At 52.1% G+C, this 14,196-nt stretch carries 12 protein-coding genes; 4 read left to right on the plus strand and 8 right to left on the minus strand.

All coding sequences use genetic code 11. The annotated features are described in order from the left end of the window. The first annotated feature begins 68 nt into the window (after nt 1-68). Nucleotides 69-752, plus strand: coding sequence for an NUDIX hydrolase (locus A8O25_RS01590; protein ID WP_066829838.1), 684 nt, complete (start codon nt 69-71; stop codon nt 750-752). Here A8O25_RS01590 and coaD read toward each other — a convergent pair. From coaD to A8O25_RS01625, 7 genes are all read right to left on the minus strand, one after another. Continuing rightward, a complete protein-coding gene (coaD, locus tag A8O25_RS01595) occupies nt 709-1,185 on the minus strand; it encodes a pantetheine-phosphate adenylyltransferase (protein WP_066829841.1) in 477 nt (158 codons plus the stop codon). The two genes, A8O25_RS01590 and coaD, sit on opposite strands and share 44 nt — an antisense overlap. A gap of 1,053 nt (nt 1,186-2,238) precedes the next feature. Continuing rightward, nucleotides 2,239-3,348, minus strand: coding sequence for a chorismate mutase (locus A8O25_RS01600; RefSeq protein ID WP_066829844.1), 1,110 nt, complete (start codon nt 3,346-3,348; stop codon nt 2,239-2,241). Between the two features lie 2 nt (nt 3,349-3,350). Then, the gene (locus A8O25_RS01605) at nt 3,351-4,535 is read right to left on the minus strand and encodes a pyridoxal phosphate-dependent aminotransferase (protein ID WP_066829848.1); all 1,185 of its coding nucleotides are present in this window, start codon (nt 4,533-4,535) and stop codon (nt 3,351-3,353) included. Then, the gene (locus A8O25_RS01610) at nt 4,532-5,428 is read right to left on the minus strand and encodes a prephenate dehydratase (RefSeq protein ID WP_066829851.1); all 897 of its coding nucleotides are present in this window, start codon (nt 5,426-5,428) and stop codon (nt 4,532-4,534) included. The genes A8O25_RS01605 and A8O25_RS01610 overlap by 4 nt, the downstream gene beginning before the upstream one ends. Nucleotides 5,429-5,778: 350 nt before the next feature. Further along, nucleotides 5,779-6,864 (minus strand): serine hydrolase domain-containing protein, encoded by a 1,086-nt coding sequence (locus tag A8O25_RS01615; protein WP_066829938.1) that lies wholly within the window; start codon nt 6,862-6,864, stop codon nt 5,779-5,781. Nucleotides 6,865-7,179: 315 nt separating this feature from the next. Then, nucleotides 7,180-7,761 (minus strand): hypothetical protein, encoded by a 582-nt coding sequence (locus A8O25_RS01620; protein ID WP_066829854.1) that lies wholly within the window; start codon nt 7,759-7,761, stop codon nt 7,180-7,182. 198 nt (nt 7,762-7,959) lie between these two features. Next, nucleotides 7,960-8,508, minus strand: coding sequence for a GDSL-type esterase/lipase family protein (locus tag A8O25_RS01625; RefSeq protein ID WP_082893382.1), 549 nt, complete (start codon nt 8,506-8,508; stop codon nt 7,960-7,962). 286 nt (nt 8,509-8,794) lie between these two features. On the opposite strand from A8O25_RS01625, the gene A8O25_RS01630 reads away from it, so the two are divergent. The 3 genes from A8O25_RS01630 to A8O25_RS01640 all read left to right on the plus strand — a co-directional run bounded on the left by A8O25_RS01630 (nt 8,795) and on the right by A8O25_RS01640 (nt 12,787). Further along, nucleotides 8,795-9,481, plus strand: a complete 687-nt coding sequence (locus A8O25_RS01630; RefSeq protein ID WP_066829856.1) for an ABC transporter ATP-binding protein — start codon at nt 8,795-8,797, stop codon at nt 9,479-9,481. A gap of 183 nt (nt 9,482-9,664) precedes the next feature. Continuing rightward, complete coding sequence (locus tag A8O25_RS01635; protein ID WP_338152720.1) at nt 9,665-12,202, plus strand: ABC transporter permease; 2,538 nt, start codon at nt 9,665-9,667, stop codon at nt 12,200-12,202. A 99-nt stretch (nt 12,203-12,301) separates the two neighbouring features. Beyond that, complete coding sequence (locus A8O25_RS01640; RefSeq protein WP_066829859.1) at nt 12,302-12,787, plus strand: DinB family protein; 486 nt, start codon at nt 12,302-12,304, stop codon at nt 12,785-12,787. 419 nt (nt 12,788-13,206) lie between these two features. Here the strand turns inward: A8O25_RS01640 and A8O25_RS01645 are convergent, their stop codons facing one another. Continuing rightward, nucleotides 13,207-13,998 carry a DUF4382 domain-containing protein gene (locus A8O25_RS01645; RefSeq protein ID WP_066829862.1) on the minus strand — a complete coding sequence of 264 codons (792 nt, stop codon included), beginning with the start codon at nt 13,996-13,998 and terminating at the stop codon, nt 13,207-13,209. Between the last annotated feature and the right edge of the window lie 198 nt (nt 13,999-14,196).

A 14,196-nucleotide genomic window follows, 5' to 3' on the forward strand; every position in this document is an offset into this window, starting at 1 on the left:
CTTGTGCTGTGAAAAAATTCTTACTTTCTTTGTAGCCTATAGGCTACGTACTTTAGCATTTACCCTGCATGAATGTCTTTATCAATGACATCCCACTGATTATCAAGAAAAGCAGTGAAAAGATCTTTAAGCACAAGTATGACCTGGTGCTGGATAAAGACGATCAGTTTACCTCCAAAGATCTGGTGGGTGATGTGCTGCTGCGTGATGCTGATGCCGCGCTGGTAGACCGCCTGGTACGGCTCATGGAAGTGAAAAAGCTCAAGAAGCTGGACTCCCTCACCCTGGTCACAGACCGCAAGAAAAAACTGATTGAGCACCTCAAAGACCAGTTTAAGATCATTAAAGCCGCCGGCGGACTGGTGATCAAAGACGGTAAAATCCTTATGATTCACCGGCTGGGCACCTGGGACCTGCCTAAAGGGAAGTTGAACAAAGGCGAGGAGGTGCAATTGGCCGCGCTGCGGGAGGTAGAGGAGGAGTGCAACATCAAAGTGGCCATTACCGGTGAACTGCCCAACACGTGGCACTCTTATGCCTACAAAGGCAAGAAGATCCTGAAGAAAACCAACTGGTACACCATGCAGTGCCTGGACGATACGCTCATGAAGCCCCAGGCGGAGGAGTTTATTGAGGAGGTGCGTTTCATGACCCCAGATGAAGTGCTGGAGGTGCTGCCTAAGTCTTACGCCTCCATACAGTTTGTCATCAGAGATTTTTTGCGGGCAACGCGGAAAGCCGGAAAGGAATAAAATCCTGCACATTGCCCCCAAAGCGGTGAATCTCTCTGATAATGGAGGAGTTGATTGCCGCCAGTTTAGGGGAAGTGATCAGGAAAACCGTTTCCAGGTCTGGGTTTACGTGCCGGTTTGCCTGCGCAATGGTATTCTCATACTCAAAGTCTGTGGTATTGCGGAGCCCCCGCAGTAAAAAGCGCGCCCCTACCTCTTTGGCAAAGTCGGCGGTGAGGCCTTTGTAGGCTTGTACGCTGATCCTGGAATTGTCTTTGAACAGATCCTCAATGATAGCCACCATGTCTTCTACCGGGAAATAACGGTTTTTGCTGCTGTTGTTCCCAAGGGCAATGATAATGTTGTCAAAGAGCTCGGCCCCCCGTTGCACCACATCAAAGTGGCCGTTGGTGAAGGGGTCAAAAGAGCCGGGGAAGATGGCGATACGTTTCATGGGCGAGTAGTTAGCCAGATGGTGCTGTACGTTCAGGCTGTGAAGATGGCCATTTTTTTTTACCGCCTCCTTTTCCTCGTCTAAAATTTTATTTCTGTTTTTGGCCTGTTTTTAGAAAAACAGGCAAAAACAGAAATAAAAAAACTCGACCCCCAGAAGGAGCCGAGTTTTTAGAATTACTCCTATTCTACAAATCCTTATTTATTTTTAAAATACTTCTGCGGGGCTTGCCTCCGTGTCAAATCTCCAGATTTAATGGTGAACCCTTCAGCCATCTCCCCTCACACAAAGCTGCAGGCGTTCGCCCAGCAGGTGGGGGACCACCTTAGATAGTACTTGAAACCGAACCTGGGCCTTTGATATACCTGTTGCCGGGTACAATCTTGTCATAGACGAGAGGTGGGCTGCCTAGTAAGATGCGCAAAGAATAGAGACAGGGGTGGCCAGCCTTGCTTGCCAAACAAAGAACTCTGTTTATACAGACAAACTCTATCTTACAGATACTACTTTACTACATCAGGGGCAGGATTACCAGTACATCAATAGTACATCAGGCGGGAGAAATGGCTTGTTTAAGGGCAGTGGCAAGTGTTCAGCTTTCTGTGGCAGTGGTGTTTGTAATTTTTGTTGGGTTCCGGCCTAATGATTTTAATTGCTCAAGTACAACATTCTCTGGTTTTAGGGTTTGTTCAGATAATGTTCTTGCTGGCTGAAAAAAGGGGAGCAAAAGGATCTGGCAAAGCCATTTGAAGGGCTATGTAGCGGTTCGGTGGGAAAAAAGGCAAAGTCAGGTTCTTGTGATGCCGTGATGAAACGCAAAAGACAAAATTAGGCATGTTCTAAGTGCCGGTAGGCAGGATGGGGCAAGGGAGGAAAAGCTTTATATGTTGCGTCTGTAGCTACGTCACACTGGCCATAGCTGCTTTAAAAATTGAGTATCTGGTACAGGAAAATAACAAAACCCCGGCCATAGTAGCCGGGGCTTTAGTCTGTTCAACGAAGAAAATTTTACTCTAAAAGGCGGTTGGGCAAAAGAATGCCTGTATATCTGTATTAAGCCTGCTCAGCTATTTTTGTCTCAACAGAGGCGGCCTGTACGTGCAGTGAGTTCTGGTGAATCTCCTGAAATATAGCTTTGATGAAGACCTCCTCCAGGCCTTCACGCTGGGCGGCTTTGAGGCGCTGCTCCATCACCTGCTCCCAACGGCCGGTCTGCAACAGGTTCATCTTGCTTTCCTTTTTGATGATACCAATCTGCTTGGCCACCTGTGAACGGCGTGACAGAATGTTGATCAGCTCATTGTCCAGGTAGTCAATCAGGTTCCGCAGCTCGCTCAGTTCCTCTTCATTTGCGGTGGCGTTGGTAAGGGCTGGTTCTACCACCAGCGAGGCGAGCAGTTGTCTCAGGCCTTCTGGGGTAACCTGCTGGGCGGCATCACTCAGGGCTACATCTGGGTTGCAGTGGGTTTCAATCATGAGGCCGTCTACCTGCAGGTTCAGGGCCTCCTGGCTGATCTGCTGCAGAAGGGAACGCTTACCGGCAATATGGCTGGGGTCACAGATCAACGGCACCTCAGGCAACAGTTTCTTAAACTCATAGGCCATGTTCCACTTGGGGTGGTTGCGGTACGGGCGGGAATCAAAGGAGGAGAACCCGCGGTGAATGGCGGCCAGATCAGTGATCCCTGCCCGGTTCAGACGCTCCAGCGCCCCCAGCCACAGCTGCAGGTCTGGGTTTACCGGGTTTTTCACCAGTACGGGTACATCTACGCCCTCCAGGGCATCAGCGATCTCCTGTACAGAGAACGGGTTCACGGTGGTTCTGGCGCCTACCCACAGAATGTCCACCCCTTGCTTTAGGGCATCATTCACATGCTCAGCGGTGGCTACCTCACAGGCCGTAAGCAGACCGGTTTCCTCCTTCACGGTTTTCAGCCATTTCAGGCCTACTTTCCCAATGCCTTCAAAGGCACCTGGCCGCGTGCGGGGTTTCCAGATACCGGCCCGGAAAATAGTGACATCAGATACCTGCTGAAGTCCCCGAGCGGTTTCCAGCATTTGTTCTTCGCTTTCGGCGCTGCACGGGCCGGCAATGATCAACGGTTTGCCATCGGCTCTTTTGAACGTGGAGTTGGCAGCGAGGGTAAGGTGTTTTGTACTCATGGTTATACTTCGGCGGTAGCCGTTATGTGTTTGCTGATTCGTTTAATTGCTTCTTCTAACAGTTGTTCCGGTAAACAGAGTGATACCCGTAAATAGCGCTCTCCCTGGGTCCCGAATATTTTGCCCGGAGTTAAAAACACCCCGGCCTCGTACAGGATCTCATCTAAATAGGCCTCCACCTCTGTGATGGCTTCTGGTACTTTGGCCCAAACAAACATGCCCACTGTGTCTTCCTGGTAAGAACAGCCCAGCATGTTCAACAGTTCATACACCTTCTGTCTGCGTTGGGCGTAGACTTCATTGCGCTCTGTGTGCCAGGAGTCGAAGTTCTGCAGGGCATGAATGGCGGCCTGCTGCACGGGCAGGAACATGCCGCTGTCCAGGTTGCTCTTCACCCTGAGCAGGCACTGCAGGTAGTCTTGGCTGCCCAGGACCATACCCACGCGCCACCCCGCCATGTTGTGTGACTTACTCAGGGAATTGAATTCCAGGCTGCACTGCTTGGCGTTGGGCAAGGAGAGGAGGCTTAAGGGCTTGCCGGTGGGCAGCACCAGGCTGTACGGGTTGTCATTGGCCAGCAGGAACTTGTGCTCCAGCGCCAGATCAACCAAGGCCTGCAAGGCTTGGGCGGTAGCTACCGCCCCGGTGGGCATGTGCGGGTAGTTGATCCACATCAGTTTCACGTTGCCGCCCGCCAGCAGTTCCTGCAGTTCTGCCACGTCTGGGAGCCAGCTGTTTTCTTCTTTCAATGTATAGAAAACAGGTTCAGCACCCACCAGGCGGGCCGTGGCCGCATACGCCGGATAGCCGGGGTTAGGCACCAAAACTTTGTCTCCCGGGTTCAGGAACGCCATAGAGAGATGAAAGATCCCTTCTTTGGAACCCATCAGCGGGAGCACTTCCTGCTCCGGGTTCAGGGTTACCCCGTAGGTGCGCTGGTACCAGTGCCCAATGGCCTCCCGCAGGGCCAGAATAGAGTTGTAGGCCTGGTAGCCGTGTACGCCAGGACTCATGGCGGTCCGGACCAGGGCGCTGATGGTCTCTTCTGAGGGAGCCATGTCCGGGTCACCAATCCCCAGGTTAATGATTTTCTTTCCGGCGGCGTTCAGGGCGCGTACTTCTGCCAATTTGCGGGAGAAGTAGTATTCCTGCACCTGCTGCAGCCTGTTGGCACCTGCTATGATCATACTACTAATTCTGGTTCTAATTGTACTTGTTGAGCTATGCAGCCATTCAACCTGTCTTGCGGGAGCGGGGCCTCTGCCTTGGGGTAAATGCCCACTACCTGCAGGTTGGGGGAGGTAATCTGTAAGGCGGCCAGGGCCTCTGTGATCTGGCTAGCCTGCGCGGCTTCTATCTCCAACACCCAGGATTCAGGCTGGCCCGGGTTCACTGATGGGAGCGCCTGCAGCATGGTCAACTCTAAACCAAGGTCTTGCACTGTCTCCAGTACCGCCTCCAGGGAGAACTTTGCCACGGGGTAGGGAAGGAGCAAGGTGGCTTTGTTGGCGGGTTTGGCCGCGGCAGTGGGGGTGAGGACCAGGAAACGGGTGTAATTGTCCAGTTGGTTGGCCACATTTTCTTGCAGTACCTCCAGGCCGTACAGTTCAGCTGCTTTGCGGCTGGCAATGGCGGCTACCCCTTTTATCAGGCCTTCTTTGATGATGCGCGCGGTGTCTGCGGTGTCTGAGGTCTCTTTGGTGGTTTTCTCCGGGTGCTGCGCAATGTACTCGTTGCACTGCAACAGGGCAATGGGGTGGGACCAGATCTGCTGAATGTCTGCTAACCGCTGGCCTGGCAGTGCCATCAGGGTCTGGTCAATGAGAAGCCACCGCTCTGCCTGCACAGAGAAGCCATACTGGCCCAGCAACCGGTAATTGGGCAGAATAGGGCCTGCTACAGAGTTCTGCACCGCCATGACAGCGTAATCTACCAAGCCAGCCTGCAGCGTGTGGCAAAGCTCTGGAAAGGAGGCGCAGGAGATGGTGCTGATCTGCTCCTGGGGGAACAGTTCTTTGGCGGCAGTTTCATGGAAAGAGGCGGCACCTCCCTGAATGGCGATTTTTATGGTTCTGGTCATAATGAAAAAAGCCCCGCTTTTGGCGGGGCTCTTAGGTTTATCTTTTGTTAATTTAACGCAAAGTCTTACCTGTTGAGCCCCGGATGAGGTCCAAAAAAGTAAAAACCAAAAAAGTAAGAATTGCGCTGAATCATTTTCTTTTCTTTTTAAGAATACCCAAACATACAGGGTGTGCTTTCAACTTCCAAACAATGTAGCAAATATTTTTAAATATTTTTAATAAAACGGTTGTTAGGTTGGTAAAATAGTAGTATATGCAAACAGTAGTTAGTGTATAATCGGGAAATATGGAGCTGATTTCTGTTTATGGGCTATTTTTCAGAAAACAGGGCTAAAACGGAAACAGAGTATTATCTGGTAAGTTCAGGCAACGCCCATACTAGCTTTGACGACTGTTGGAAGGAAGGGTGAGAACTCACCGTAGTGAAGAGAGGTGAATATAAGTCAGCATTATCAGCGCGGTTAGAGAACGCCAGGAAGATGGCCTCCTTTTCAGGCACACTCACCACCAGATGGCTGAAACCGCAGGTATTGCCACTGTGGCAGAGCTCCAGGCTGCCGTTTTTCCTGAGGGTAAAGAACCACCCCATGCCGTAGAAACTGTTAGGGAAATCTGGAACCGCCGTGTGCACTTTATGGAGCAGGGGTGCCAGGAGGAATTCCGGATGGTGGTGCAGGGCGTGGTGCCAGCACAGGTACTCCTGAACAGACGTATACAGGCAGCCGTCTCCTTGGGTGGCGCTGCAGGGACTTTGGTCAGAAAAAATAAATTTATCTCTGTTTGGAGCATACCCCATGGCGCGGTGTGGTATGGGTGAGCCGGGCTGGTAGAAAACGGTGTTCTGCATGCCAAGGGGCTGGAAAATCTTTTCCTTCAGGTAATTCCTAATAGGTTTGTCTGAAACTTTTTTCACCAGCAAGCCCAGCAGAACATACCCGGTGTTGCTGTATCTGAAACCATGGCCAGATGTAAAATACCGCTGAGACCGGGCGGCAGTCATCTCCAACACCTCCTGGTCGGTTACCTGCCGGGGGCGGTTGTCAGCAATTACGTCCTCATAATCTGGCAAGCCGGAAGTGTGGGTTAAGAGGTGCCGTATGGTTACAGAAGCATGGTATTGCTGCATCTGGGTCAGAAACAAACCAATGGGGTCATCAAATGTGAACAGCCCTTCTTTTTCAAGCATGGCAACCGCCATAGCGGTAAACTGCTTGGTAAGAGATGCCATTCTAAAATTGGTTGCTGGGTGGAGCTGTTGCCCGGTGTCTGGATTGGCGCACCCAAAAGACTTTTTATAGAGATCCCTGCCTCCGGCCTGGGCAATAATTGTAAGTCCTGGTTCTTTTGCCGGATAGAGCGGGACCAGGAGATGATCCAGAGCGTGTGCAACTGAACTGGGGAATGTAATATTTGCTGAAGTAGGGGTCGTTTCCATGGCTGAGGCAGAAAGGTAATACACTCAGGGCTCCAACCAAAACCTATACCTGCCCTTCTTGTTGTTCATACCAAGAAACTAAGCTATGATGTATAGGGGCAGATTGCAAATAACTTACCCCTTCCCTGTAGGCAGGGCCGGTAAGTTGAGGAATCTTCTCTGTTTCTCGTTTTTGATTATCTGATGACACTCTTTACCAGTACTCTTTTACTTGAGCTTGATTGACGTGTAACTAACGGCCTCGTGTAAAAGACGGCGAAGGCCGTCGGCCGCTGCTGACGTTTATGCAGTGTTGGTGGTTGCTTTTTTAACACGCTACCACAATTTCCTCCACCAAGGCTTTTTCTGTTCTTTTAAGTTTTTTTCTCTTTCAGTCCTGTTCATTTCCTCCAAGTCAGAAACTACTCGCTTATTTAGTTCAGACCAACTTGTATGATTTTCAATGCTATAATCTGCATATAGTGCTAAGAAGTCGAGTGTTTCATTTCTAACAATGTCCAAGCTTCCATATACCTTTGTATTGGCCAGGTCGAATCCATCGTCGATTTGGTAGATGTACCCTTTTTCAAGTTCTGTAAAGTCTACCTCATCTTTAAGGTTATACATTGTCCGAACTATTCTCTCAAGTTCTTGTCCCTCTATAAGCCGCTTGTAAAGTAGTCCAAGAATTGCCTTACCGTTAGCTAAGGAATCCGAATCTAAAAAGCTACCTAAATAAGAAACCCCTTCGCTTTTAGATTTTATGAGAGACAATTCAATGAAGAATATATCTGGTTCTGCTTCTTGTGTAATTATTTCATCGGCCCACTTGGTAACTTCTTCTTTGCTAATAAGACTACTTGCCAAACCTACTTTGAACAAGGTCAGTAGTTCCTTATATTCTTTTGGGTCTCTCATTCATTTTAATAAAAGTTACCGCCAACTCCCCAATAACCGCACCTACTATGTGTATCACACCTATCTCCGTAGTTAAACATACGCTTTATTCGTCTTTCTAACAAACCGTCACCACATAGAAAGAGGCTTCCGTTTTGGGGCTGTTTTCTGAAAAACAGCCCCAAAACGGAAGCCTCATCTGGAAATGCTGGAAACAGACTACAGCACGTCTTTCAAGACCGCCCAAACGTTTTCGGCCAGAATCTTTTGGCCGGCGGCGGTAGGGTGCACACCGTCCTGTTGGTTGAGGTGGCGTTCCCCGCCCACGCCTTCCAGCAGGAAAGGGACCAGGGCCATGTTGTTCTCAGTAGCCAGCTGTCTAAAGATCACCCTAAATTCGCTGGCGTAGCGGCCACCCATGCTGGATGGGACTTCCATGCCCGCCATGACCAACTTGGCTTGGGGGTATTTGGCTTTCACTTTGTCAACAATGGCCTGCAGGTTCTTTTTGGTCTCGGCGGGCGGAATGCCGCGCAGGCCGTCGTTGGCCCCCAGTTCCAGCACAAACACATCCACCGGCTGCCGCAGCAACCAGTCAATCCTGTTCTTGCCTCCCGCTGAGGTTTCCCCACTCAGGCCGGCATTGATGGCCTTGTACGGTAGCTGCAGCGAGTCAATCTTCTTCTGGATCAGGGCCGGGAAAGACTCTGAGGGGCTGAGCCCGTACCCGGCGGTGAGGCTGTTGCCGAAAAATAATATGTTCTTCATCTTTTGCGGAGCAGTGGGTTTCTGGGCGGTTTGCGTTGCCGGGTGGAGCTCCTGTCAGAGGCGCCCTTGTCAGAGCAGCCGTACAAAAAGGGGACCACCAGCCAAAAGAGGAACAAACAACGGTTATACATAGAGATCATGGGTAGGGTTGGGTTACAAAGAAAGTACTTAATAACTTAATTGGTACGTTTAAGGTTTAACTGGCGGTACCGCCATTGTTTCGTATTTTACGGCACTTTCCTCTGCCCGTCAAAGAGCCAGAGGTTTCATTTCCAACCAAGAACGCGTGAACACCATTCTGCAGATCCAAAACCTGAGCAAGACCTACCAAAGTGCAGAGCGCACCCTTACGGTATTAGAGAACATCAACTTTTCCATTGACGCGGGCTCAACGGTGGCCATTGTGGGGCCGTCTGGCAGCGGCAAGACCACCCTGCTGGGGCTCTGCGCCGGCCTTGACCGCTCCAGCGCAGGGGCGGTGGCGTTGAACGGCATCCGGCTGGACGAGCTGAGCGAAGATGCGCGCGCCCAGGTGCGCAACCAGCACGTGGGGTTTATCTTCCAGAACTTCCAGCTGCTGCCCACGCTCACGGCCCTGGAAAATGTGATGGTACCGTTAGAACTGCGGGGTGAGAAGAACGTGCAGCCGCAGGCGCTGGAACTGTTGGACAAAGTAGGCCTGGCCAGCCGGGCGCACCATTATCCGGCGCAGCTGTCAGGGGGGGAGCAGCAGCGGGTATCGCTGGCGCGGGCTTTCTCCAACAAACCTAAGATCCTGTTCGCAGATGAACCCACGGGCAATCTGGATGCCGAAACTAGTGAGAAAGTGGTGAACCTCCTGTTCCGCCTGAACCAGGACGCCGGAACCACCCTGGTGCTGGTGACCCATGACCTGGAGCTGGCCTCTAAAACCCAGCGTATACTGCGGGTGAAAGGCGGAAAGCTGGTGTCAGATGAGCGCACAGGCGTGTAGCAATGTTCCGCCTGCCAGTTTTCTATAGACTCTGTAGGAACACCGGCAAGGCAGTAGCCAGCACTATGGGAGCCACCACCTTCCTGCTTCCTCTTTCTGTTTTGGGGCTGTTTTCTGAAAAACAGCAAACAGAAAGAAATCACCAAAGAGACTTGTACCCTCCAACCCTCAACCAAAACCATTTTGAACAACCTGAACCTACCGTGGCTGGTGAAAATGGCCTGGCGCGACAGCCGCCGAAACCGTTCCCGGCTTTTCCTGTTCATTTCCAGCATCATTCTGGGCATAGCTGCGCTGGTGGCCATCTTTTCCTTTGGCCATAACCTGCGGCGCGACATTGACCAGCAGGCCATGAGCCTGATTGGGGCAGACGTCACCATTTCCAGCAACCGTCCGGTAAGCCCTGAACTGCAGCCGTTGCTTGACTCACTGGGTGATCTGCGGTCAGAGGAGCGAAGTTTCGCCTCTATGGTATTCTTCCCCAGAAGCCAGGGCACCCGCCTGGTGCAGGTAAGGGCGCTGCAAGGCGGCTATCCGTATTACGGAAAGCTGGAAACCACTCCCGCTGAGGCAGGCACCTCCTTTCAAAATGGCCAGCAGGCGCTGGTAGACAAGACGGTTATGCTCCAGTTCGGGGCCAAGGTGGGAGACTCCCTCCGGGTGGGGAATCTGTCATTCGAGATTGCCGGGATCTTGAACAAAGCCCCTGGGCAGACCGGGATTTCAGCCACCGTGGCCCCGGCCGTGTATGTGCCGCTGCGGTTTCTGGCCCAGACCGGCCTGGACCAGAAAGGGAGCCGCATCAATTACCGGTACTACTATAAATACAACCGGGAGGTAGATTTAAAAGCCCTGGCCAACAAACTGGAGCCCCGCCTGGAGAAGGAGCTGGTCAACCTGGAGACCGCCGACTCTGAGCGCGAAAACCTGGGCCGCTCGTTTGAAGACCTCACCAGCTTTCTGGCCCTGGTGGGGTTTATAGCCCTGTTACTGGGGAGCATTGGCGTGGCCAGCGCCATTCATGTGTACATGCGGGAAAAGTTGCCCTCTATTGCCATTTTGCGGTGCATGGGCGTGAGCGGGCGGCAGGCGTTCCTGATCTACGTGATCCAGATCCTGGGCATAGGCTTGGTGGGGTCTGTGCTGGGGGCTGCGCTCGGCACGGCCGTGCAGTTGCTGTTGCCGCAGGTGCTGCAAGACCTGCTGCCGGTAGAGGTGACGGTGGGGGTCTCCTGGCTGGCGGTAGGGCAGGGCGTGCTCATTGGGCTGGTCATTTCCCTGCTGTTTGCTCTGTTGCCGCTGGTGAGTATCAGAAACATATCGCCGCTCAACACGCTCCGGCTCTCCTATGAAAACACCAGTCTGCTCAAAGACCCGCTCAAGTGGCTGGTGTACGCCCTTATTCTGCTGTTCATCTTTGGGTTTACCTACCTGCAGACGCGGCAGCTGAAAGACTCTTTCTACTTCACCCTGGGTGTGCTGGTGGCGTTTCTGGTGCTGGTGGGTATTGCGTGGGCGTTGATGTGGCTGGTGCGCCGGTTTTTCCCCACCTCCTGGAGCTACCTCTGGCGGCAGGGGCTGTCCAACCTATTCCGGCCTAACAACCAGACCCTGATCCTGATCATCTCCATTGGCCTGGGCACGGCCTTTATCTGCACGCTTTATTTTGTGCAGTCCATTCTCCTGAACCGCATCACCTTGTCTGCCAGTGAGAACCAGCCCAACATGGTGCTGTTTGACATTCAGCCGGCTCAGCGCGAAGCGGTGACCCGGCTTACCAGGGCGCAGGGGCTGCCTGTGATCCAGCAGGTACCCATTGTGACCATGCGGGTTGAGGAAATCAATGGCCTTACGGCCGAAAAAGTGTTAGCAGACACTACGTTAGAGGTCTCCATCAGAGCCTTTCAGCGGGAGATGCGGGTCACGTTCAGAGACAGCCTCACCAGCTCAGAAAAAATCACCCAGGGCACCTGGCGCGGGAAAGTAGCCGCCCCTGATGATACCGTTTTTGTGTCACTGGACCAGAGTTATGCAGAGCGCCTGAAAGTTGAGGTGGGGGATACCATCATCTTCAACGTGCAGGGGGCCCTGATTCCCACCGTGGTGGGCAGCCTGCGCAAGGTAGACTGGAACCGCATCCAGACCAACTTTCTGGTGGTTTTCCCCACCGGGGTGCTGGAAGAGGCGCCGCAGTTCCATGTCTTGATCACCAGAGTGCCCACGGCCCAGGCCTCGGCGGCGTTTCAGCAGAAGGTGGTGCGGCAGTTCCCCAACATTTCCATCATTGACCTGGAGCTGATTTTAAGTGTCATAGACGAGCTGTTGGAGAAAATAGGTTTTGTGATCCGGTTTATGGGGGCGTTCAGTATTATGACCGGCGTGGTGGTGCTCATTTCCTCAGTGCTCATCAGCAAATACCAGCGCATGCGCGAAAGCGTGTTACTGCGCACCATGGGTGCCAGCCGGAAACAGATTTACGCCATTACCGCGTTAGAGTACTTTTTCTTAGGGGCCCTGGCCGCCGGTACGGGCATTGTCCTGTCGCTGGCCGGGAGTTGGGCCTTGGCCAGATTCAGCTTTGAAACCGAATTCTCGCCGCAGCTGTTGCCGGTGCTGGTGCTTTTTGGGCTCATCTCTACGTTAACGGTGGTGATTGGCCTGTTTAACAGCCGGGGAGTAGTGAACCGGTCGCCGCTGGAGGTTCTGCGGGCAGAGGCGTAAGAATGCCTTTAGGAACTACGTTGCGTTTTCGGCCTGTTTACTACTTTTGCCCAATTTGTTCGGCCAAGGCCGATGATGTATAATACCAAACCCATAACCATGACTGGTAACGACGTACTTAAAAACCTAGCCGAATACAATGTATGGGCCAACTGGCGCGTGCTGAAAAGCTTTGACCGCGTAGAAGGTGAACTGCCTGAATATTCACAACTCATGTTCAGCCACCTGCTGAACGCCCAGGCTATCTGGATTGCCCGCATCACCGGCACTAAAAGCCCGGTAACCGTATTGCAGGTACACTCACTGGAAGAATTGCACAAACTGCATGAGCAGACATCACCCAAGCTGGTGGAACTGTACTCCAATGCAGATGAGACTGAACTGAACCGCACCATTGAGTACACCAACACGCAGGGCAAGGCCTATTCTACCAAAGTACGTGACATTCTGACCCACGCCATCAACCACGCCACCTACCACCGCGGCCAGGTGGCCCGTGGCCTGAGATTGGCAGGGCATGAGCCTGTCAACTCTGACTATGTGACCTACGTGCGCATTCAGTACGGCCAGGACATGGAACTGTAAACTCCATAGCGTTTTTGGTCTGTTTTCAGAAAAACAGGTCAAAAACGCAAACTTCTATAAAAAGAAAGGGAGCCTCTGCAGAGGTTCCCTTTCTTTTTATAGAAAGACTGTTGTTAAAACGTAGAGCTCATCTCTGACTTTGCAAAAAAGTCAGAGATGAGCTCTTACAGTTCTTATATCTCCTGCAAAATCTGAAGCGCTAACCTGAGACAGCTTCCCTTGTTCTGTGACAAGGACCTTCTGGAGATAAACAATAACTTTTACAGTGCCCGTTCACCTATCAGACAAATTTAAGGCATACATTTTGTCGCCGTGAAAGGCTCTAGGCAGCGAACGGCCGTAGCAGCCAATAAGCGCTTATCTAGTTCGCCACCTAGGTCTCTTCAGGATGACAGACAGGAAAATTTCTGCCCAAGTACTTAGTTCAAATCAACCGGAGGGAGTTCAGTGATCTGGGTATTGGTAACGGTAACGTCTGGTATTTCTTTGTTCTGGTAAGGCTCAGTGGCGGTGAACTGTACTTTATACGTACCTGCTGGCACACCTTTAATCAGGAAACGGCCTGTCTCATCTGTGAAGCCGCCAATGGTGTCATTGGCCGCCGAGATCACCAGAATACCCGGTCTGGCCGCTGCCGGGGTTACGGTTCCTCTAATACCGCCAGCCACTGCCTGGGTAAGGGTTCTGATCACAGGTTTCAGGTTGTAGTTACCGCTGTTGCCGCGTTTCACCACAGATTTGGCGGCGTCAAAGTCTAAGAGTACCACATAGGTGACATCAGCCTCCAGGTCAGCGTTGATCTGCAGTTTAACGCCAGAGGTTTGTCCGCTGGGGGTGGTGAGGGGAATGCGGGCGTTCGCACCTTTCAGTTTCAAGGTGTTGTTGTTCCCCAGGACCAGCCGTATCTGGGAGATGCGGCCAGCCGGAAGGGTGGCACTCGCCAACAGGGTGTCTTTGCCGTTTGCAAAATCTAAGAGGTTGTACACGCCGGGTTTGATGTTGTCTAAGGTGGTCCAGCCAGAGCCGTCATCATTGGCTTCGCGGTGAATCTGCACAGACCGGATGTCTACGTTTACTTCTTCATAGTCGCCGGGGGCATCTGTCAATCTTACCTCCATACGGGCGGCACCCGTGGCCTCATCTTCCTCTGAACAGGAGCTGAACCCAAGGCTGGTGAACAGCAGCATCCCAAACAAAAAGAATTTTCTCATACTTCTGAAATAGGTTAATTACATCACTGCAGGCGCAGCACGGTTTATACGTATGCAGGAGAAAATGTTTAAAACCTGTTGAAACCGGTCTGGCCATTGCTTTCCACAGACCCACCCCAAAGGGATGAGGGCGTATCCTTGCCAAAAAGAAGCCTCCTGTTTTGGGGCTGTTTTTCAAAAAACAGCCCCGAAACAGGA

This window comes from Rufibacter ruber (genome assembly GCF_001647275.1).
Lineage (GTDB): Bacteria > Bacteroidota > Bacteroidia > Cytophagales > Hymenobacteraceae > Nibribacter > Nibribacter ruber_C.

Coding starts and splice junctions, on each gene's coding strand:
- A8O25_RS01605 (WP_066829848.1), bottom strand. CDS start 4,535: ATGATCATAGCAGGTGCCAACAGGCTGCAGCAGGTGCAGGAATACTAC.
- coaD (WP_066829841.1), bottom strand. CDS start 1,185: ATGAAACGTATCGCCATCTTCCCCGGCTCTTTTGACCCCTTCACCAAC.
- A8O25_RS01620 (WP_066829854.1), bottom strand. CDS start 7,761: ATGAGAGACCCAAAAGAATATAAGGAACTACTGACCTTGTTCAAAGTA.
- A8O25_RS01610 (WP_066829851.1), bottom strand. CDS start 5,428: ATGACCAGAACCATAAAAATCGCCATTCAGGGAGGTGCCGCCTCTTTC.
- A8O25_RS01600 (WP_066829844.1), bottom strand. CDS start 3,348: ATGAGTACAAAACACCTTACCCTCGCTGCCAACTCCACGTTCAAAAGA.
- A8O25_RS01625 (WP_082893382.1), bottom strand. CDS start 8,508: ATGAAGAACATATTATTTTTCGGCAACAGCCTCACCGCCGGGTACGGG.
- A8O25_RS01640 (WP_066829859.1), top strand. CDS start 12,302: ATGACTGGTAACGACGTACTTAAAAACCTAGCCGAATACAATGTATGG.
- A8O25_RS01645 (WP_066829862.1), bottom strand. CDS start 13,998: ATGAGAAAATTCTTTTTGTTTGGGATGCTGCTGTTCACCAGCCTTGGG.
- A8O25_RS01590 (WP_066829838.1), top strand. CDS start 69: ATGAATGTCTTTATCAATGACATCCCACTGATTATCAAGAAAAGCAGT.
- A8O25_RS01615 (WP_066829938.1), bottom strand. CDS start 6,864: ATGGAAACGACCCCTACTTCAGCAAATATTACATTCCCCAGTTCAGTT.